This is a genomic window from Priestia sp. TRN 1309 (assembly GCF_050846875.1).
In the GTDB taxonomy this organism is placed as follows: domain Bacteria; phylum Bacillota; class Bacilli; order Bacillales; family Bacillaceae_H; genus Priestia; species Priestia zanthoxyli.
Genome location: NZ_JBOZGM010000001.1, coordinates 114,948 through 134,746 on the forward strand (window position 1 = coordinate 114,948; position 19,799 = coordinate 134,746).

General features: G+C 39.1%; 25 protein-coding genes. 22 read left to right on the plus strand and 3 right to left on the minus strand.

Annotated elements, in window-relative coordinates; translation table 11 throughout:
* The first annotated feature begins 170 nt into the window (after positions 1-170).
* From deoB to lysA, 14 genes are all read left to right on the plus strand, one after another.
* Positions 171-1,352: a phosphopentomutase gene (gene deoB / locus ACRPLQ_RS00610; RefSeq protein WP_028411549.1), complete on the plus strand. Its 1,182-nt coding sequence runs from the start codon at positions 171-173 to the stop codon at positions 1,350-1,352.
* A gap of 16 nt (positions 1,353-1,368) precedes the next feature.
* Positions 1,369-2,199: a purine-nucleoside phosphorylase gene (locus ACRPLQ_RS00615; RefSeq protein ID WP_028411548.1), complete on the plus strand. Its 831-nt coding sequence runs from the start codon at positions 1,369-1,371 to the stop codon at positions 2,197-2,199.
* Between the two features lie 116 nt (positions 2,200-2,315).
* The gene (locus ACRPLQ_RS00620; RefSeq protein WP_033579732.1) at positions 2,316-3,482 is read left to right on the plus strand and encodes a D-alanyl-D-alanine carboxypeptidase family protein; all 1,167 of its coding nucleotides are present in this window, start codon (positions 2,316-2,318) and stop codon (positions 3,480-3,482) included.
* A 102-nt stretch (positions 3,483-3,584) separates the two neighbouring features.
* Positions 3,585-3,935 carry an anti-sigma F factor antagonist gene (spoIIAA, locus tag ACRPLQ_RS00625; protein WP_014458299.1) on the plus strand — a complete coding sequence of 117 codons (351 nt, stop codon included), beginning with the start codon at positions 3,585-3,587 and terminating at the stop codon, positions 3,933-3,935.
* Positions 3,935-4,378, plus strand: coding sequence for an anti-sigma F factor (gene spoIIAB / locus ACRPLQ_RS00630; protein WP_013084935.1), 444 nt, complete (start codon positions 3,935-3,937; stop codon positions 4,376-4,378). The genes spoIIAA and spoIIAB overlap by 1 nt, the downstream gene beginning before the upstream one ends.
* 12 nt (positions 4,379-4,390) lie before the next feature.
* Positions 4,391-5,152, plus strand: coding sequence for an RNA polymerase sporulation sigma factor SigF (gene sigF, locus ACRPLQ_RS00635; protein ID WP_013059074.1), 762 nt, complete (start codon positions 4,391-4,393; stop codon positions 5,150-5,152).
* Positions 5,153-5,314: 162 nt separating this feature from the next.
* Positions 5,315-5,935: a stage V sporulation protein AA gene (locus ACRPLQ_RS00640; protein ID WP_045292952.1), complete on the plus strand. Its 621-nt coding sequence runs from the start codon at positions 5,315-5,317 to the stop codon at positions 5,933-5,935.
* Positions 5,925-6,347: a stage V sporulation protein AB gene (locus tag ACRPLQ_RS00645; protein ID WP_014458301.1), complete on the plus strand. Its 423-nt coding sequence runs from the start codon at positions 5,925-5,927 to the stop codon at positions 6,345-6,347. The genes ACRPLQ_RS00640 and ACRPLQ_RS00645 overlap by 11 nt, the downstream gene beginning before the upstream one ends.
* Before the next feature lie 18 nt (positions 6,348-6,365).
* The gene (gene spoVAC, locus ACRPLQ_RS00650; RefSeq protein ID WP_028411545.1) at positions 6,366-6,827 is read left to right on the plus strand and encodes a stage V sporulation protein AC; all 462 of its coding nucleotides are present in this window, start codon (positions 6,366-6,368) and stop codon (positions 6,825-6,827) included.
* Between the two features lie 13 nt (positions 6,828-6,840).
* Positions 6,841-7,872, plus strand: coding sequence for a stage V sporulation protein AD (gene spoVAD, locus ACRPLQ_RS00655; RefSeq protein WP_028411544.1), 1,032 nt, complete (start codon positions 6,841-6,843; stop codon positions 7,870-7,872).
* Complete coding sequence (spoVAE, locus tag ACRPLQ_RS00660; protein ID WP_013059069.1) at positions 7,860-8,210, plus strand: stage V sporulation protein AE; 351 nt, start codon at positions 7,860-7,862, stop codon at positions 8,208-8,210. Before spoVAD ends, spoVAE begins: the two co-directional genes overlap by 13 nt.
* Positions 8,211-8,216: 6 nt before the next feature.
* Positions 8,217-8,783 carry a stage V sporulation protein AE gene (locus ACRPLQ_RS00665; RefSeq protein WP_014458304.1) on the plus strand — a complete coding sequence of 189 codons (567 nt, stop codon included), beginning with the start codon at positions 8,217-8,219 and terminating at the stop codon, positions 8,781-8,783.
* On the plus strand, positions 8,776-10,257 hold the full coding sequence (locus ACRPLQ_RS00670; RefSeq protein WP_033579733.1) for a spore germination protein: 1,482 nt from the start codon (positions 8,776-8,778) through the stop codon (positions 10,255-10,257). The genes ACRPLQ_RS00665 and ACRPLQ_RS00670 overlap by 8 nt, the downstream gene beginning before the upstream one ends.
* A gap of 138 nt (positions 10,258-10,395) precedes the next feature.
* Entirely contained in the window at positions 10,396-11,715 is a 1,320-nt protein-coding gene (gene lysA / locus ACRPLQ_RS00675; protein WP_028411542.1) for a diaminopimelate decarboxylase, read from the plus strand.
* A gap of 47 nt (positions 11,716-11,762) precedes the next feature.
* Here lysA and ACRPLQ_RS00680 read toward each other — a convergent pair whose 3' ends face one another.
* Positions 11,763-12,638: a DUF1002 domain-containing protein gene (locus ACRPLQ_RS00680; RefSeq protein ID WP_014458307.1), complete on the minus strand. Its 876-nt coding sequence runs from the start codon at positions 12,636-12,638 to the stop codon at positions 11,763-11,765.
* Between the two features lie 389 nt (positions 12,639-13,027).
* Here ACRPLQ_RS00680 and ACRPLQ_RS00685 point away from each other — a divergent pair, with 389 nt between their 5' ends.
* Positions 13,028-13,462 (plus strand): peptidylprolyl isomerase, encoded by a 435-nt coding sequence (locus ACRPLQ_RS00685; RefSeq protein ID WP_013059064.1) that lies wholly within the window; start codon positions 13,028-13,030, stop codon positions 13,460-13,462.
* A gap of 244 nt (positions 13,463-13,706) precedes the next feature.
* The gene (locus ACRPLQ_RS00690; RefSeq protein WP_013059063.1) at positions 13,707-14,060 is read left to right on the plus strand and encodes a GNAT family N-acetyltransferase; all 354 of its coding nucleotides are present in this window, start codon (positions 13,707-13,709) and stop codon (positions 14,058-14,060) included.
* Positions 14,061-14,135: 75 nt separating this feature from the next.
* Here the strand turns inward: ACRPLQ_RS00690 and ACRPLQ_RS00695 are convergent, their stop codons facing one another.
* Complete coding sequence (locus tag ACRPLQ_RS00695) at positions 14,136-14,657, minus strand: DUF309 domain-containing protein (RefSeq protein ID WP_099331268.1); 522 nt, start codon at positions 14,655-14,657, stop codon at positions 14,136-14,138.
* A 132-nt stretch (positions 14,658-14,789) separates the two neighbouring features.
* A complete protein-coding gene (locus tag ACRPLQ_RS00700; RefSeq protein WP_170836726.1) occupies positions 14,790-14,888 on the minus strand; it encodes a YjcZ family sporulation protein in 99 nt (32 codons plus the stop codon).
* Positions 14,889-15,086: 198 nt separating this feature from the next.
* Here ACRPLQ_RS00700 and ACRPLQ_RS00705 point away from each other — a divergent pair, with 198 nt between their 5' ends.
* The 6 genes from ACRPLQ_RS00705 to ACRPLQ_RS00730 all read left to right on the plus strand — a co-directional run bounded on the left by ACRPLQ_RS00705 (position 15,087) and on the right by ACRPLQ_RS00730 (position 19,611).
* The gene (locus ACRPLQ_RS00705; RefSeq protein WP_013059060.1) at positions 15,087-15,842 is read left to right on the plus strand and encodes a segregation/condensation protein A; all 756 of its coding nucleotides are present in this window, start codon (positions 15,087-15,089) and stop codon (positions 15,840-15,842) included.
* On the plus strand, positions 15,839-16,411 hold the full coding sequence (gene scpB / locus ACRPLQ_RS00710) for an SMC-Scp complex subunit ScpB (protein WP_099000478.1): 573 nt from the start codon (positions 15,839-15,841) through the stop codon (positions 16,409-16,411). The genes ACRPLQ_RS00705 and scpB overlap by 4 nt, the downstream gene beginning before the upstream one ends.
* A 117-nt stretch (positions 16,412-16,528) precedes the next feature.
* Positions 16,529-17,677, plus strand: a complete 1,149-nt coding sequence (locus ACRPLQ_RS00715; RefSeq protein WP_367076862.1) for a D-alanyl-D-alanine carboxypeptidase family protein — start codon at positions 16,529-16,531, stop codon at positions 17,675-17,677.
* A complete protein-coding gene (locus ACRPLQ_RS00720) occupies positions 17,670-18,269 on the plus strand; it encodes a nucleoside recognition domain-containing protein (RefSeq protein ID WP_013059057.1) in 600 nt (199 codons plus the stop codon). The genes ACRPLQ_RS00715 and ACRPLQ_RS00720 overlap by 8 nt, the downstream gene beginning before the upstream one ends.
* Positions 18,266-18,799 carry a spore maturation protein gene (locus ACRPLQ_RS00725; protein WP_013084923.1) on the plus strand — a complete coding sequence of 178 codons (534 nt, stop codon included), beginning with the start codon at positions 18,266-18,268 and terminating at the stop codon, positions 18,797-18,799. The genes ACRPLQ_RS00720 and ACRPLQ_RS00725 overlap by 4 nt, the downstream gene beginning before the upstream one ends.
* A gap of 86 nt (positions 18,800-18,885) precedes the next feature.
* A complete protein-coding gene (locus ACRPLQ_RS00730) occupies positions 18,886-19,611 on the plus strand; it encodes a pseudouridine synthase (protein ID WP_028411537.1) in 726 nt (241 codons plus the stop codon).
* Positions 19,612-19,799 lie beyond the last annotated feature (188 nt).

Here is a 19,799-nt window from a genome sequence, read left to right on the forward strand (position 1 = left end):
AGACATTGGTTTTTTTGATTGAAAACACTTTCATTCCTGTGTACAAAAAAATAAAAAGCGTCTATACTAATAGAGAGGTCAGACTTCTGACCAATAAGAGAAGATGGTTAAATTATTTCCAAACGGGAATTTTATAGAGAATAAATAAATTGATATTTGGAGGGAATAAAATGGCGCATACATATAAACGCGTATTTTTAGTTGTAATGGATTCAGTAGGTATCGGTGAATCACCGGATGCTGAAAAATACAATGATAAAGGTGCCGATACGTTTGGTCATATTGCAGAGCACTGCAACGGTCTTCATATGCCTAATATGGCTAAGCTTGGTCTAAGCAATATCCGTGAAATTAAAGGAATTGATAAAGCCGAAAAACCGTTGGCTTACTATACAAAGATGCAGGAAGCTTCTGCCGGAAAAGATACAATGACAGGTCATTGGGAAATTATGGGCCTTAATATTGATACGCCTTTTAATGTGTTTCCAGACGGATTTCCAGAAGAGCTGATTTCACAATTAGAAGAAAAAACAGGCCGTAAAATTATTGGGAACAAACCAGCATCTGGTACAGAAATTTTAGATGAGTTAGGAAAGCAGCATATGGAAACAGGTGACTTAATCGTCTATACATCAGCGGATTCTGTTTTGCAAATTGCTGCTCATGAAGAAATTGTTCCAATTGATGAATTGTACAAAATTTGTGAGATTGCTCGTGAATTAACGCTTGATGATCCATATATGATTGGACGTGTTATCGCTCGCCCGTTTTTAGGTGAACCAGGTAACTTCACTCGTACATCCAATCGTCATGACTATGCATTAAAGCCTTTTGGACGTACAGTAATGAATGAATTAAAAGACAATGACATCGATGTTATTGCTATCGGTAAAATTTCTGATATTTACGACGGAGAAGGGGTCACAAAATCTCTTCGTACCAAGTCGAATATGGACGGCATGGATAAGCTAGTTGATACATTAAACATGGACTTCACAGGCTTAAGCTTCTTAAATTTAGTTGATTTTGATGCTCTCTATGGCCATCGCCGCGATCCACAAGGATATGGGCAAGCGCTTGAAGAATATGATGCACGCTTGGAAGAAGTATTTGATTTATTAAAAGAAGATGATTTATTGATTATTACAGCGGATCATGGAAATGACCCTGTTCATCATGGGACAGACCATACGCGTGAATACGTGCCGCTTCTTGTGTACAATAAAGGCATGAAAGAAGGAAAAGAACTTTCTATTCGTCAAACGTTTGCGGATATTGGCGCAACGGTAGCAGAAAATTTTGGCGTAGCAATGCCTAAGCATGGAAAAAGTTTTTTACAAGAGCTGAATTAAGCAGGGGGAATGGAGTATGAAAAAAGAATATATCGAAAAAGCAGCAGCATATATTAAAAATCAATCAGCTGTTACACCAACCATTGGTCTTATTTTAGGTTCTGGACTAGGGGTATTAGCTGACGAAATTGAAGGCGCGGTAAAAATTCCGTACAACGACATTCCTGAGTTCCCGGTTTCAACAGTTGAAGGTCACGCTGGTCAATTAGTCATTGGCACCATTCATGACGTACCGGTTGTAGCTATGCAAGGACGTTTTCACTTTTATGAAGGGTACGCCCTTGATAAAGTAACATTTCCAGTGCGCGTAATGAAAGAAATCGGTGTAGAAACGTTGATTGTAACGAATGCAGCAGGCGGAGTAAACGAATCCTTTAATCCAGGAGACTTAATGATTATTTCTGATCATATTAATAACTTTGGAACGAACCCTTTGATTGGACCTAATGACTCTGATTTTGGCGTAAGATTCCCGGATATGTCAACTGCTTACTGCAAGGACCTTCGTCAATTAGCGAAGAAAGTAGGAGCTGATTTAAATATCGCCTTACAAGAAGGTGTATATGTAGGAAATACAGGTCCAACATATGAAACGCCTGCTGAAGTACGCATGCTTCGCATTATCGGGGGAGACGCGGTCGGTATGTCTACAGTACCAGAAGTTATTGTAGCACGCCATGCAGGTATGAAAGTACTGGGTATTTCTTGTATTTCTAATATGGCAGCTGGTATTTTAGATCAGCCCTTAAATCATGAAGAAGTGATTGAAACGACTGAAAAAGTAAAACAGCAGTTTTTATCGCTTGTAAAAGAAGTAGTAAAGCAACTTCCAGCTGATCAAAAATAAGAAGAAAATATGACTTCAAGCATCGAGAATTTCTCGATGCTTTTTTTATTTCGTTTAGTATAAATCGATTATACCTTGGAAAAAATAGGTTGTATAAAGAATGGAGGTTTGTGGAGATGAAGCGAACTATTGTAAAGTTACTCGTTGTCATATTTTTATTTCCACTTATGACGCAACCTGTTTTAGCCGCAGAAAAAAAGAGTTCTGAGCTTGCTGACAGTGCTAGGTCAGCTATTTTAATTGAACGGGATACAGGAAAAATTCTATACGAAAAAAATAGTAATCAAGAACTTCCCCCTGCCAGTATGACTAAAATTATGACAATGATTTTAATTATGGAGGCTTTGGATAAAGGGAAAATTACCTTAAAAGATAAAGTGCGAGCAAGTGAATATGCCGCTTCAATGGGAGGCTCACAAATCTTTTTAGAGCCCGGAGAAGAAATGACGGTAAATGATTTGCTAAAAGGGATTGCGATAGGTTCTGGTAACGATGCTTCTATGGCAATGGCTGAATATTTAGCTGGATCAGAAGAAAAATTTGTAGCAAAGATGAACCAAAAAGCGAAAGAGCTTGGTTTGACTCATACAAAATTTCAAAATCCGACAGGCCTGCCTGTAGAAAATCACTATAGTACAGCTCATGATATGGCCATGATGGGCAGAGAGCTACTAAAGTATGAAAAAATTATTAACTATACAAGTAAATACGAAGCTTATTTACGCACGGATACAGATAAGAAGTTTTGGTTAGTAAATACGAATCGCTTAGTGAAGTTTTATCCCGGGGTTGATGGACTCAAAACGGGATTTACAGGTCAAGCTAAGTATTGCCTAACAGCTACCGCTAAAAAGGGAAATATGCGTGTGTTAGCGGTTGTATTCGGTGCAAGCACGCCAAAAGATCGCAACAATCAAGTAACCAAAATGTTAGACTACGCATTCAGTCAATATACAACGAAGCCTTTATACAAAAAAGGAGACGTTATTGCCAAGATAGATGTAAACAAGGGTAGTGAAGATCAGGTAACAGCCGTTACGTCAGAGCCTATTTCTGTTTTATTGAAAAAAGGAAATGCAGCCAAAGATGTTAAAACAGAAGTGAAAATGAACGAGAAGTTAAATGCGCCTATTCAAAAAGGCGACAAAATTGGAACGTTGACCATTAAGAAGGATAACAAAGTAATGAGTTCTTCACCGCTTCTTGCAAAAGAAGATATCGATGCTGCTTCTTGGTGGAAGCTATTTAAACGTACGTTCTCTATTTTCTCTCAAACATCTTAAACAGCTAAATGTGACGAAATAGAACTAGTTTTGTCGGTGAGAAGGATTCTATTCTGTTGGCAGCGAAAGATTGACTATAAGATTTCCGAGGAGGTTTGTATAGTGAGTCTTTCAATTGAATTGGAATTCAAACAAGATGTCTTGTTGGTTCGATTAACAGGAGAATTAGATCATCATACGGCTGAAGAGCTAAGAAGCAAAATCACCCAAGCGATAGAGAAGGAATCTATCAGCCATTTGATTTTAAATTTACAGCATTTAACCTTTATGGACAGCTCTGGGTTGGGGGTTATTTTAGGGAGATACAAACAAGTTCATAATAACGGTGGGGAAATGGTTGTATGCGCTATTTCTCCCGCTGTAGAACGTTTGTTTAATATGTCAGGCTTGTTTAAAATTATTCGTTTTGAACCTAATGAAGAAAACGCGCTTCAAAAATTGGGGGTGGCATAATGAAAAATCAAATGAACCTCCAATTTTCCGCGCTTAGTCAAAATGAATCGTTTGCCCGCGTCACGGTAGCATCATTTATTACGCAGTTAGATCCAACAATGGATGAGTTAACAGAAATTAAAACAGTCGTATCTGAAGCAGTAACAAATGCTATTATTCACGGCTACGAAAGCAATCCGGATGGTGTGGTATATATTTCTGTGACGCTTCATGAAGACGGTGTAGTCGAGCTGATGATTCGTGATGAAGGAATTGGTATTGATAATGTGGATGAAGCCAAGCAGCCTTTATACACAACGAAACCAGATCTAGAACGTTCTGGAATGGGTTTCACCATAATGGAAAACTTTATGGACGAAATTCGAGTGGAGTCTACTGTATTAGAAGGTACGACCTTATATTTAAAAAAGCACTTAACAAATAGTAAAGCGCTATGTAATTAAGGAGACTTGCCAATGGATGTGGAGGTCAAAAAAAATAAAAACGAACCGTATTTAAAGGATCATGAAGTTAAAGACCTCATCAAGCGCAGTCAGCAAGGTGATCAAATTGCACGAGATACAATCGTCCAAAAAAATATGCGGCTCGTTTGGTCGGTTGTTCAACGTTTTATTAACCGTGGTTATGAGCCCGATGATTTATTTCAAATTGGATGTATAGGACTATTAAAGTCCGTTGATAAATTTGATCTATCGTATGATGTTAAATTTTCAACATATGCTGTTCCAATGATTATTGGTGAAATTCAGCGGTTTATTCGTGATGATGGCACGGTAAAGGTTAGTCGTTCTCTGAAAGAAATGAGCAATAAAATACGTAAAGCAAAAGACGAGCTTTCCAAATTGCTTGGACGCGTCCCTACAGTCGCTGAGGTTGCAGAACATTTGGATCTCACTCCTGAAGAAGTAGTGCTGGCTCAAGAAGCTAATCGTGCTCCTTCGTCTATTCACGAGACCGTCTATGAAAATGATGGAGATCCAATTACCCTTCTTGACCAAATTGCTGATCATACGGAAGCGAAGTGGTTTGATAAAATTGCTTTAAAAGAAGCAATTGAAGAACTTGATGAGCGTGAAAAGCTCATTGTCTATTTGAGGTATTACAAAGATCAAACTCAGTCCGAAGTGGCCGCAAGGCTGGGAATTTCTCAGGTTCAGGTATCGAGGCTTGAGAAGAAAATCTTAAAACAAATGAAGCTGCATATGAATGATACGTAATACTTAAGAAGCAATCCGTTTTGCTATTCAAAGAAGAATAGTGAAACGAATTGCTTTTTTTTATTTGGTAATTAATGGTCTGTTCAGAAACGTGAATTAGAAAATTTAAGAAAATCCATACTACACGTACAGGGAGATAATGAATCGTAAGGTGTGATATGAATGGAAAACGTTCTTTATCTTAAAATGAGGCATCGTATTCAAGTAAAACCTGATGAAGCTGTAAATATTGGACAATTAGCAATGGTTATAGCAGGAGATTCTGTTCAAAAGCAAATTGAAAAGCTAATTGTCTATCAAGTAAGTATGAGTGATCGAAATATTATCATTGTTGATTTAATGAAGGTAATTGAAAAAGTTGCCTCTCAGTATCCGCACTTAGACATTCAGACGATTGGACCCGCTCAAACAATTGTAGAGGTCGTGTACAAAAAGAAACAATATTCCTTTTTGTTTTTTCTAGCTGTTTGGTTTCTTCTCTTCATCGGAGCTGCTTTAGCAATTATGAACTTTCACGAAGATGTGAGTATGAGACAAGTACATCAAAAATTGTTCTATATGCTGACCGGTCTGAGAGATAAGCAGCCTTTGCTGATTCAAGTACCTTACTCTATCGGTTTAGGGTTGGGAATGATTCTGTTTTTTAACCACGTCTTTAGAAAACGAATTAATGAAGAGCCTAGTCCTCTCGAAGTCGAAATGTTTAATTACCAGCAAGACTTAGATCAATACGTCATTATGCACGAGAATAAAGAAAGTATGAAAAAAATTGATGATCATTAACATTGTGATGACCATTGTAATTGGACTTGCGGGAGGATTGGCTGCAGGTGCTGGATTTGTAGCATTTTTAACGGTGCTGGGCATTATTCCGCGTTTGATGCAGCTGACCAAAACCATGAAATACATTCAAGCATATGAGTGGGGAGTCGTAGGTGGTGCCGTTACAGGCGGTTGGTGCAGTCTTCATCAATACACGTGGCAGTTTCCTGCGGTGCTTATTATGATCATAGGTCTAACGAGCGGTATTTTTATTGGGATGCTGGCAGCAGCGTTAACAGAAGTGCTTAATGTATTGCCGACGTTAACGAAACGAATAGGAATGGAAGGCAAGCTTATTTTATTGTTAATGGCCATTGTACTAGGCAAAGTATGCGGGTCATTATTTCATTGGATTTATTTTGTTAATCAATAAGAAAAGGATGTATGTAACATGGCAAATAATCAAAAATTAAAAGATAACTATCAAGAAAGCATTAAACCATTTCAGCCTAAACCTTCATATGTGGCAAATTGCCTAAAGGCCTTTTTGGTAGGGGGAATCATTTGTACATTAGGACAGGCAATTCAAAATTTCTATATTGCATTTTTTGACTTTAATGAAAAAAATGCAGGTAATCCTACCGTCGCAACCCTTATTTTAATATCTGCGCTCTTAACCGGGTTTGGGATATATGATCGTATTGGTCAATTCGCAGGTGCAGGTTCAGCCGTTCCTGTTACGGGTTTTGCCAATTCCATGACGAGTGCAGCGCTTGAACATCGAAGTGAAGGAATTGTTCTCGGCGTTGCGACCAACATGTTCAAGCTGGCTGGAAACGTCATTGTATTTGGAACGGTTTCGGCTTACGTTGTAGGAATCATTCGCTACCTTTTTAAAACTTATTTGCTATGAAAAGAGGGGGATTATGAGAAAAACTGGAAAGCAAACGTGGGTTTATGAAAATCCTATTTACATTAATGCTACAGGAACAGCAGTAGGGCCAAAAGAAGCAGATGGACCGTTGGGAGAAACATTTGATATTACACATAAAGATTTGCACTGTGAAGAAGACAACTGGGAGTTAGCTGAAAGAAGACTGATGACGGAGTCCATTGACTCCTGCTTGCAAAAAATAAATTTATCCTATGAAGACATTGATTTGTTTTTGGCTGGAGATTTATTAAATCAAAACGTAACGGCTAATTTTGTAGCTCGACATAACCAAATTCCATTTCTATGCATGTTTGGCGCTTGCTCCACATCAATGGAAACGCTGGCAACAGGGGCAGCTCTCGTGGATGCGGGATTTGCTAATCGTGTTATTGCATCAGCGAGCAGTCATAACGCAACCGCTGAGCGCCAATTTCGAAATCCTACCGAGTACGGAGGACAAAAACCAGATACGGCAACGGCAACTATTACGGGAGCAGGGGCAGCGCTGGTCTCGAAAGAAAAAGGTATTGTGCGTCTCACGTCTGCAACGATTGGGCGTGTAATGGATTATGGGATTAAAAACGCAAACGATATGGGTTCTGCTATGGCACCAGCTGCTGCAGATACCATTCAAAGGCATTTGGAAGACTTAAACGTCGCGCCAAGCGAGTATGATCTTATTTTAACAGGAGATTTATCTGGTGTAGGCAGTCCAATTTTAAAACAGCTGCTCAAGGACGAAGGCTACGATATATCAACCAATCATAATGATTGCGGATTAATGGTATATCGCCCCGACCAAAATGTATTTGCAGGAGGAAGCGGCTGCGGCTGCTCGGCTATTGTCACGTATGGTCATATTTTAAATGAATTAAAATCGGGAAACTTAAAGAAAGTGTTTATGGTGGCAACAGGAGCTCTTTTAAGTCCAACGATGATTCAGCAAAAAGAGTCAATTCCAACAATTGCTCATGGCGTCGTCTTAGAACATATCGGGGAGGGGGATGATCAATGGAGTATGTAATAGCTTTTGCTGTAGGAGGAATCATTTGCGTTATTGGGCAGCTGCTGCTGGATCTTGCTAAACTTACTCCAGCGCATGTTATGAGTTCGTTTGTAGTTGCGGGAGCGATTTTAGATGGATTTGGTCTTTATGATAAGTTGATTGAATTTGCTGGCGCCGGAGCGACGGTTCCAATTACAAGCTTTGGTCATTCCTTGTTGCACGGAGCGATGAAGCAAGCGGATGACCATGGATTTATCGGGATTGGGATTGGGATTTTTGAACTTACCTCGGCTGGAATTTCAGCAGCTATTTTATTTGCTTTTATTATCGCGTTAATCTTTAAACCGAAAGGATAAAAGATTATGAAAAAAAGAAGGATCATTATTGTAACCGATGGCGATGAATATGCGCGCAAAGCAATTGAGCATGTAGCTAAATCCGTTGGTGGCAGGTGCATTTCGAGGTCATATGGAAACCCTACTACGTTAACAGGGAGTCAAACGGTAGATTTAATTCTTCAAGCACCATATGATCCCGTCTTTGTGATGTTCGACGATAGCGGTTTCTTAGAGGAAGGACCTGGGGAAATTGCTTTGCTGCATGTAGCAAAGCATCCTCAAGTAGAAGTTCTTGGAGTGATTGCCGTTGCATCACGTACTCATCAAAGCGAATGGACAAGAGTGGATGTGACCATTGATCGTTTTGGGGAAATATCGCATTACGGCGTGGATAAAAGCGGAATTCAAGAGTTAGAAGTCGGACGAATTAATGGAGATACAGTTTACTGCTTGGATCAGCTCGATATTCCCTTAGTTGTAGGAATAGGAGATATCGGCAAAATGGCTAGGATGGATGATGTCAAACTGGGATGTCCTATTACTGAAAAAGCAGCAAGACTTATTTTAGAAAGGAGCGGTTCGTTTGGGTAAGCTAGCAGAGAAGAAAACAGCTATTTTTTCAAAAGTGCAAAAAAACGATCAGTGGTTCAAGGAAAACGCTAGTATGAACACAAGCTTTGATGTGGGCGTACGTAAACTGCTTATTTTGGATCGAGAAGTTCATATTTACTACGTAACGGGGCTGTGTGATAGTTCATTTATTATTGAAATTGCAAAAGTACTCATTCAAATTAATGATAATGAAGTTGAACGAGCAAAGCTAAAGGATATTGTTGAAAACCGTCTTATTCATCAGCAAGTCAAGCCTTTAAAGACGCTGGATGATGGAATGGTATCGGTTTTATCAGGACTGCTATTCGTTTTAATTGACGGTGAAGAAGTTGGCTTTGAAGTCGATGTGCGTACATATCCTGGCAGATCCCCTGAAGAAGCGGATACAGAGAAAGTGATTCGCGGAGCACGAGATGGATACACTGAAAACATCATTATCAATACAGCGTTAACAAGAAGACGAATTCGTGACGGAAGATTTCGTTTTGAAATTATGAAGGTAGGCGAACGATCAAAACTGGACGTAGCGATTGGGTACATAAATGGCGTAGCTGATCCAGGGCTGGTTAAACTGATAAAAGATGAACTGGAAGCAATTGATATAGATGGTTTGCCGATGGCTGACAAATCAATTGAAGAGTTTTTAGTCAAACAAGGAATTAATCCTTTTCCAATGGTACGCTATACAGAACGTCCGGACACAGCAGCAGCTCATGTACTGGAAGGGCATGTGATCATTATTACCGATACGTCTCCAAGCGTTATTATTACGCCAACTACGCTGTTTCATCACGTGCAGCATGCGGAAGAATACAGGCAGGCTCCTTCTGTCGGTACGTTTATCCGCTGGATACGGTTTTTAGGAATTCTTGCTTCTCTTTTCTTATTACCGTTATGGCTGTTATTTGTACTTGAGCCAGACTTGCTGCCGTCAAAATTGCAATTTATTGGGCCAAACGAAGAAACAAATATTCCAACTGTTGTTCAAATTTTCTTAGCTGATTTTGGGATTGAATTTCTGAGGATGGCGGCCATTCATACGCCGACGCCGCTTGCCACGGCGATGGGCTTGATTGCAGCTGCGCTTATTGGGCAAATTGCTATTGATGTAGGTCTTTTTGTTCCCGAGGTTATTTTGTATGTGGCTATTGCAGCAATTGGTTCATTCGCGACGCCAAGCTATGAGTTAGCGGTAGCAAATAAAATGCTGCGATTGTTTCTGTTAATTTTCGTGGCGGCCTTTCATACTCCAGGGTTTCTTATTGCGACAACGTGTATCATTCTCTACATGGCGCGACTAAAATCATTAAATACGCCTTATTTGTGGCCGTTTCTTCCATTTAATCCGCAGGCTTTGTGGCAGATTCTCATCCGCACACCGGTTCCTGGAGCGAATCCGCGACCTAGTATTGTGCATCCGCAGGATAAAGACCGCCAGCCTGCAAAACCTTAAACAAAATATGTGGTTGAAACCTGTATGAAGATGTGATAAATTTGTTTTAAATATGGAAAATAATAAATATTTAGACAGTTAGCAGCGAATTGCCGTTAACTGTCTTTTTTACACTATACACAGGAACGGGGTCTAAACATGTTTTTACACGGAACAAGTCGCATAAATAAGCAGGGGCATCTTGAAATTGGTGGAGTTGATACGGTTGAATTAGCATCAAATTTTGGGACACCCCTTTACGTATATGACGTGGCTTTAATTCGGCAGCGTGCTAGAGGATTTAAAGAAACATTTGAAAAGCATGGGGTAAAAGCACAGGTCGCTTATGCAAGCAAAGCTTTTTCGACAATTGCAATGGTCCAAGTCGTTCATGAAGAAGGTCTTTCGTTAGACGTTGTTTCGGGGGGAGAACTGTATACGGCTTTAGCAGCTGACTTTCCAAAAGAACGAATTCATTTTCACGGAAACAATAAAAGCCGAGCAGAACTAGAAATGGCCGTCAAAGAAGATGTAGGATGCATTGTAGTTGATAATTTTTATGAAATTGCATTGCTTGAGGAAATAACGGAACAGTATCAAAAAAAGATGCCTGTTCTTCTCAGATTAACACCTGGAATTGAAGCTCATACACATGATTATATCTTGACAGGGCAAGAAGACTCGAAGTTTGGATTTGATCTTCAAAACGGTCAAGCAGACGAAGCTGTGCGTCTTGTGCAAAATAGCAAGGGGCTAGAACTTTTAGGCATTCACTGTCATATAGGATCGCAAATTTTTGAAACAACGGGATTTATTATGGCGACTCAAAAGCTTTTTGCAAAAATGAAAGAGTGGAAACAACGTATAAAATTTGTTCCGCAGGTATTAAATTTAGGCGGGGGTTTTGGTATTCGTTATACGGAAGAAGATCAGCCTATCCCTGTTTCTCAGTATGTGGAAGTTATTATAGAAGAGGTCAAAAAGCAGTCCAAACAGTTAGAAGTAGAAATTCCTGAAATTTGGATTGAGCCCGGGCGCTCTCTTGTAGGAGATGCTGGAACGACCCTGTATTCAATCGGTTCTCGTAAACACGTACCGAATGTACGTGAATATGTAGCGATTGATGGAGGCATGAACGACAATATTCGTCCCGCACTGTATCAAGCGAAATATGAAGCGGTCATTGCCAATCGAATGAATGATGAGAGTGATGAGCTCGTATCCATCGCAGGTAAGTGCTGCGAATCGGGGGATATGCTGATGTGGGATGTACATCTTCCAAAAGCAAATCCAGATGATTTATTAGCGATGTTTTGTACAGGCGCATACGGTTATTCTATGGCAAGTCACTATAACCGTTTGCCAAAGCCAGCTGTCGTGTTCGTAGAAGATGGAGAAGCACAGCTAGTCGTAAAACGCGAAACGTATGAAGACATTGTAAAAAATGACGTGAAATACAAAGTGACGGTAAAAAAGTAACGAGTGATTAACGTAAAAAAAGAGCCTCTTGTTCAAGAGGCTCTTTTTTATGAGAATAACGATTTAATAGCATCAATAATATCAACAAAGAATTGCTTTAATTTATCAAGAAATGATTGGCCTTCTTCTGACTGAAGAAATGTTGTTACTTTTTCCTTTGTCGCAGAAAGCTGGTCTTTTACTTGGTTCCAATCGATGTTCATATCTTTTAACCGATTGAAAAAGTCAACCAGTGTATTAAGCTCTGAATCTGTTAATTTAATACCTAAATCATCAGCCACGCGCTGAATTAACGTGCGTAAATCGTCCTTTGTTTGAGGATTTTCTTTAGCAATTTCTTCTTTAATCGTTGCCATAAACTGCGCTGCTTTTTCTTTACCGATTTTTTCACCAAGTTCAGATGTTTGGACCATCTCTTCGTTGGCTGCTTTTTTTACTTCTTCTGGGATTTTTTGATCTGTTTGAACTTCATATGCTTTCATAATACCTGTTAAAGCGGCTGTACCAGATACTTCAAATGGAGCAGTAATCTGGATTTTTGCATCTTTAACGCCGGCGGTCATTAAAGCATTAATATACATGTCATCTGTAATACCATTAATATTTTGAGTTGATACGCTTAAACCAGAATCTTTTGAGCCAAGGGTAATACTAGAAGATGAAATAGCACGAGATCCAATAGTAGCCTTTGGAATAAAGTCACCTAAGTATTCATGCTCTTCTTGGTTTGTCACGGTTACTGTTTGAGCATTGCTTGGTGCATCAAGGTCATTTAATACCTGTTGCTTCTGAGAGCTGGTTAAGTCCTGACCTAATGTAATAATCACATCGCCCGGAGCAGCATCTGCAAAACTTTTTAAGGGTGCGGTTAGGAATAGAAGAAGACCTAATGTCACCATCATTGCTTTTATCGTTAATTTCAAACCTTTTTCCTCCTTTAATCCCATACTTGCCCTATTATAATACGGGCAGGTCTGAAGTAACAGAGTCAATTCATCATTTTCCCATAAATCAGTCTAGAGGCGTAGATTTCTATATAAAATGAAATCTATGTATCTCCATCACTGTATTAGACGGATGATACTATAAAAAGTTTCATCTCACAACTACTATTTTTTATTTAGAGCCCTACGAGAAGAAAGTGAAAAAGTGCATTCATTGAATTCATGAGCTTGTTTGTAGTAGAATAGAGTGAGTTTATAAATGTAAGTGTTCTGCCTCTAGGTGGCATTTACAACTTTTACGTTTTGCCGCTTTGACGGGGAAGATAGAGCCTGTAGCGGTACTAATACATATATTGGAGGTCATTTATATGAAAAAAGCAAGTATTTTAATGGAAAATGGTGAAAAAATTCTAATCGATTTATTTCCGAACGAAGCACCAGGAACAGTAGAAAACTTTGAAAAGTTAGCTAATGAAGGATTCTACAACGGCGTAACGTTCCACCGCGTTATCCCTGGATTTGTTTCTCAAGGAGGAGACCCAACTGGTACAGGTGCTGGCGGCCCTGGCTATTCAATTAAATGTGAAACAGAAGGAAACCCTCACAAACACGAAGCGGGTTCTCTATCAATGGCGCATGCTGGTAAAGACACAGGCGGCAGTCAGTTCTTTCTTGTTCATGAGCCACAGCCTCATTTGAACGGTGTTCACACTGTATTTGGAAAAGTAACAGAAGGACTTGATACAGTGTTGAAAATGAAAAATGGCGACGTAATGAAAGAAGTAAAAGTCTGGGAAGAATAAGAGCATACTGCTATAAATGGATATCAGCTAATAAAACGTCATAACAACCTTTTACAGGGGGTTACGGCGTTTTTTCTTCGCGCAACAGCTCAAAAAGCGTAATAGATTAGGTTTCTCATACACGCGTGACATATGACAAGCTTTTGTGTAATATTGCTATTTACTTATAAATTTTGTATGATAAAAGCAGTAAAAAACGCAGCGCATTAATTTGTAGGAAAGTTTGAGGACGAGGGAGAATCGTATGCTTATTCGCTATAAACGAAACTATGAAAAAATTGCCATGGGTCTTCTATCGTTTGTACCTACGGAAAAAGATTTAAAAAAACTTCAACAAACGATGAAAGAATATGAGCAAAACGAACATTGGCAGCTGTATCTTTGGAAGCAAGAAGAAGATATTATTGGAATTGTTGGCATTTCCATGCTCGATAAAAGTTTGATTGAGGTTCAACACGTCAGTGTAAACCCTTCACACCGCCAACAGGGCATTGGCAAAAAAATGATTAAAGCTCTTAAAGAAATGTATACGACTGCACAAATTAAGCCGAGTGAAATCATCGCTCCTTTTTATGAAAAGTGTCAGGCGGATGAATAAAGAAAAGCATGATTAGTTGAGGTGCGAAAGCGTCTTTCACATCTTAGTCATCATAAAACAACAGGTAGCTTCTAGCTACCTGTTGTTTTGTTTTGCCAATAAGTTCGCTTGTCTTTCCGCAATCACACCTGAACGATCTCGCGTACTGTGACGATGAACAATCGCATCATTTTGTAGATTAGAAGCTGATAACCAGACAAGCTGTTTATCAGTGCTTCTTTGTTTGCAAGCTCGTAATAATGCTGGATCTTCAATAGGTAAGTTAATGCTTTTATATGGCTGATAGGTATCGATTAAAGCTAATTGTTTGCGAAGAAGTTTAAGCAGTGAAGGATAATTAAGTCCAAGCTGTGCAATATTTTCTTCTTCCTTCGTTAAAATTGCCAGCGCCTTTTGCATCGTTCTTTTGGCTCCCGCGAAATTTTGACGTCGATGATGATAGAGTGAAACAGCAATTTGAATAAGGCCAACCCAAATAATATTGCGGTGTCCTCTTTCGTCTTTTTTCCAGTGTTCTTCTAGCAGTTCATGGCATTCAAAGTAATCCCGGTCGCCATGAAAATGAACTAAATAATCAATATAGGCTTGTGAATACAATCTTGTTCCCTCCTGGTAAGACTCTATATGTAGTGTATCACAAAAATTAGCTATTCATCAGCGCTGTGCCTTTAAAGAGACAAACGTGCTCAAGGTATGGCGAACACGTTTGTTTTTATTCAATATGTGTGGTTAGAAGCGTAAGCAAGAACAACCAACAATAATTAATAAAATAAACAGTACAACAATTAAAGCGAAACCGCTACCGTATCCACAAGATTTTTCACCCATGCGAGTTCCTCCTTCAGCCATTTGAAAATGTTATTACCTTGACATCATATGTATGTTTAAACTTTTTGTATGGGCAAATGACCTATTTTTACGTTAATTTGTATTGGACATGTGTCTATAATCCTCTATACTAATGATAGTAACGTTATATAAAGCAGCAGAAATGATAAGCAATTGAAAAGTGTTGGTGAGATAAAAGTGGAGTACAGTGTAAAAGTAGATGCGTTTGAAGGACCTTTAGATCTTCTTCTGCATTTGATTAACCGATTTGAAATTGATATTTACGATATCCCAGTAGCGACAATTACTGAGCAATATATGATGTTTATACATACAATGAATGAGCTTCAGCTAGACGTTGCCAGTGAGTATCTAGTCATGGCAGCAACTTTGCTTCAAATTAAAAGTAAAATGCTTCTGCCTACGTATGAAGAAGATATGGATGAAATTGAAATGGTCGATGAAGAAGATCCGCGTGAAGAATTGATGCAGCGCTTAATTGAATATCGAAAGTTTAAAGAAGCGGCAGTAGAGCTTCAAAAGCTGGAAGAAGACCAAAGTCATGTGTATACAAAACCTCCAAGTAATGTGCAAATAAATGCAGAAGAACGTACGCAGCCTCAGGACGAAGGGTTGGATATATCACTGTATGATATGCTAAGTGCTTTTCAAAAGTTAATGAAACGAAAGCAAAACAAAAAGCCTATGCAGACGAAAATAGCAAGACAAGATATTCCAATTGACAAGCGCATGAGTGAAATTGTGAATGAATTAAAAGCCTTTAAAGGGAAAAAAAGTTTTTATCAGCTGTTTCCTTATCAAGAGCGTGATCATATTGTTGTAACGTTTTTAGCTGTGCTGGAATTAATGAAAGAAAATGAAATCGTTGTGGAACAGCAGCACAATCTAGACGAGCTTTATGTATCGTATCGAGAAAGGAATGAAGAGGAATGACAACGAATAATTTACAGGCTATTATTGAGAGCTTACTTTTTGTTTCTGGTGATGAAGGTCTGTCTATTAGCCGGTTAGCTGAGATTATAGAAAAGCCTCATGAAGACATTCAAGGTGCTTTGGAAAGCTTAGAGCAAGAGTGTAAGTCCAGAGGAGTTACACTTGTTGAAATAGGCGGGGCCTATCAGCTTGTTACAAAAAAAGAGCATGCATCATATATTGAGAAGCTCGTAGAAGCTCCTGCTAATCAATCATTGTCACAAGCAGCGCTTGAAACGTTAGCTATTGTAGCGTATAAGCAGCCAATTACAAGAGCTGAAATCGAAGAGATTCGCGGAGTGAAAACGGAAAGACCTCTTCAAACTTTAATTGGAAAGGTTCTGTTAAAAGAAGTGGGACGAGCGGAAGGCGCAGGGCGTGCCATCTTATACGGAACGACAAAAGAATTTTTAGGCTATTTTGGGCTTAAAAGTATCGAAGAGCTGCCGCCGCTTCCAGAAGATTTGTTACAAGAAGGAACCGATCAAGAGGCAGATTTATTTTTTCAATCGTTTCAAGAAATGAAGTGAAACCGTAAAAGAACATAGAGTTTTTCTATGTTCTTTTTTGTATGGACAAATCTTTTCATTCATAACCAAAAAAGACGAGCATAAACTTGTACAAACAGGTAGAGGGACGGGGATGACATGAAAAGAAGCAAAAAAAGTATCATCTATCTATTTATTGTATTGCTATGTCTCAGCGGTTGGCCTTCCGTATCATCTGCAGCAGGGAGTGTAAGTGCTCATAGTGCTATTTTGATGGAACAGAAGTCAGGAAGAGTGTTATACGCTAAAAATGCAGATCAAGTTAGCCGAATTGCTAGCATCACAAAAATTATGACAGCAATACTGGCGATTGAATCTGGCAAAATAAATAAAAAAGTTACCGTTAGCCACAACGCAGTTGGCGTTGAAGGTTCTTCTGTGTATTTAGTTGAAGGTGAAAAAATAAAATTAAAAGATTTAGTGTATGGCTTGATGCTTCGCTCAGGTAATGATGCTGCTGTAGCTATCGCAGAAGCCGTTGGAGGAAGCGAAGATGGATTTGTTTATTTGATGAATAAAAAAGCAGAAGAAATTGGCATGATGAATACAACATTTCAAAATCCGCATGGATTAGACGATCATGAAAATCATCGCTCAACAGCACACGATATGGCTCTGCTTATGCGCTATGCAATGAATAATAAAATTTTCAAAGAGATTTCAGGAACAAAAGTCTATCGAATGAAGCACCCTGAAGAGAAATGGGATCGAGTGTGGAAAAACAAAAATAAACTGCTGACAACACTATATGCATACTGTACTGGCGGAAAAACAGGATATACAAAATTAGCAAAACGAACGCTTGTGACAACTGCTACAAAAGATGGAATGGATTTAATCGCCGTAACGATTAATGCGCCAGATGATTGGAACGATCACATTTCCATGTATGAAAATGCATTTGATAAATATGATATGACCAGTTTAGCTGCAAAAGGCGAATTGGCAGATATAAAAGATTCTTTCTATAAAGATCAGTTGTATATTAAACGAAATGTCGTCTATCCTCTTACAAAGAAAGAACAGAGCTCTGTAGAAGTGAAAACAACGTTAATTCAGCCTAAAAAGCAGTGGGAAGAAACAGGGAAAGTTCCTAATGTTGTAGGGAAGCTCGATATTTATAGAAGTGGAGAAACGATTGACAGTGTTCCTATTTATTTCGAAAAGCAGGCCGAGCAGCCAAAAGGTTTCTTTGATCGAGTGAAGCGATTAATGTTTATTCAGTCTGGAGCCAAAACAGATGGTTAATATTATTTGGATGCTGCTGACCATTATCGGAATTGTTTTTGCAATTATAAATGGGAAAATTGGTGATGTAAACAAAGCAATTTTTCAAGGAGCAGGCGAAGCGGTGACCATCAGCATTGGATTAATCAGCGTGCTGGTCTTTTGGTTAGGTATGATGAATATTGCTCAAAGTGCAGGGCTTCTCGACAAGTTAGCGAAACTGTTTCGACCCATTATTACTAGACTTTTCCCTGATGTTCCAAAAGATCATCCGGCCTTAGGATACATATTGTCCAATATGATGGCGAATATGTTTGGGCTGGGGAATGCGGCAACTCCTCTTGGTATTAAAGCGATGGAGCAGCTTAAAAAACTGAACGGCGACAGAGACGAAGCAAGCCGTTCTATGATCACACTTTTAGCACTTAACACAACCAGTTTAACGCTTATACCGACCACAGTTATTGCCATTCGAATTACGTATAACTCGGCTAATCCTACTGAAATTGTGGGTACTACGCTTTTAGCAACTGTTGTAGCTACGATAGGAGCTATCATCATTGATCGCTTCTTTTATTATCGACGTACGCGAAAAGGAGGAAAACGAAAATGACGATGCTTAATCAAGTATCATTGATGTTTATTCCTCTTATCGTAGGCTGTATTTTACTTTATGGAACCTACAAAAAAATTCCTACGTATGAAAAGTTTGTAGAGGGAGGGAAAGACGGATTACAAATTGCTTTTTCCATCATTCCTTACTTAGTCGGCATGTTAGTGAGCATCTCTATTTTTCGAGCTTCAGGAGCCCTTGATTTTTTCTTATCTGTTTTAAAACCTATGCTGCAAGCAGTCGGCGTTCCGGCTGAAATTGTACCTTTAGCTCTTATTAAACCGATATCTGGAACGGCTGCCCTTGGTATCACAACGGATCTAATTTCTACATATGGACCTGATTCTTTTATCGGTCGTTTGGCATCGACCATGCAGGGAAGTACAGATACCACGTTTTATATTTTAACGGTTTATTTCGGAGCAGTAGGTATTAAAAAAATGGGAGATGCGCTGAAGGTTGGTTTACTGGCGGATTTGGTAGGGATTATTGCATCAGTTGTGATCGTAATCCTTGTATTTGGCAGGTAAGAAATCGAAAATTCTACCTCTGTGTGGCAAATAGACTTGTGTATTACTTCGTAAACAAGTAAGATGTTACAAGAGGTGAAGTGTTAATGGAACGATTACAAAAAGTGATTGCTCACGCAGGTGTAGCATCAAGACGTAAAGCTGAAGAATTAATCGGCCAAGGCCGAGTGAAAGTAAATGGAAAAGTTGTAAAAGAATTGGGCACGAAAGTAGGTCCTAACGATAAAATTGAAGTAGACGAAGTGCCGGTAGAAAGCGAAGCGCCCGTTTATTTTATGCTATACAAACCAAGAGGCGTGATTTCAGCTGCTAACGACGACAAAGGAAGAAAAACAGTCGTTGACTTCTTTCCGCATGTAGAAGAAAGAATTTACCCGATTGGACGTCTGGACTATGATACGTCGGGTCTACTTCTTTTAACAAATGATGGTGAATTTGCTAATCAGCTAATGCACCCGAAATTTGAAGTGGATAAAGTGTATGTGGCTAAAATTAAAGGAATCCCAAGTCGTGAAAGCATCAGACAGCTGCAGCGCGGAGTGATGCTTGAAGACGGAAAAACAGCACCAGCTCGTGCAAAAGTTCTTTCCATTGATAAAAGCAAGCAGACGGCGATCGTAGAACTGACGATTCACGAAGGGAAAAATCGTCAAGTACGTCGCATGTTCGATGCAATCGGACATTCTGTATTAAAGTTAAAACGTGAGCGCTACGGACCTTTAGACTTACGCGGATTAAATGCAGGAGAAGCACGCGAGCTTACGGCTCATGAAGTCAAACAATTATATTCAATGTCTCAAACAGGTAAGTAATTTTCACTTACCTGTTTTTTTTATGAAAAATGTCGTGAATTAGAAAATCAAGCAAGGTTTTTTGAAAAAATGTCGAACTTGTAGAATGAGAGGAAGACTTCACAGAAACGTCGAAATATTATCGGAAAGCCACTACCAAAAAAATGATATAATGGTAGAAAAAAAGCGTATTGAAAGCGGTTAAAAGG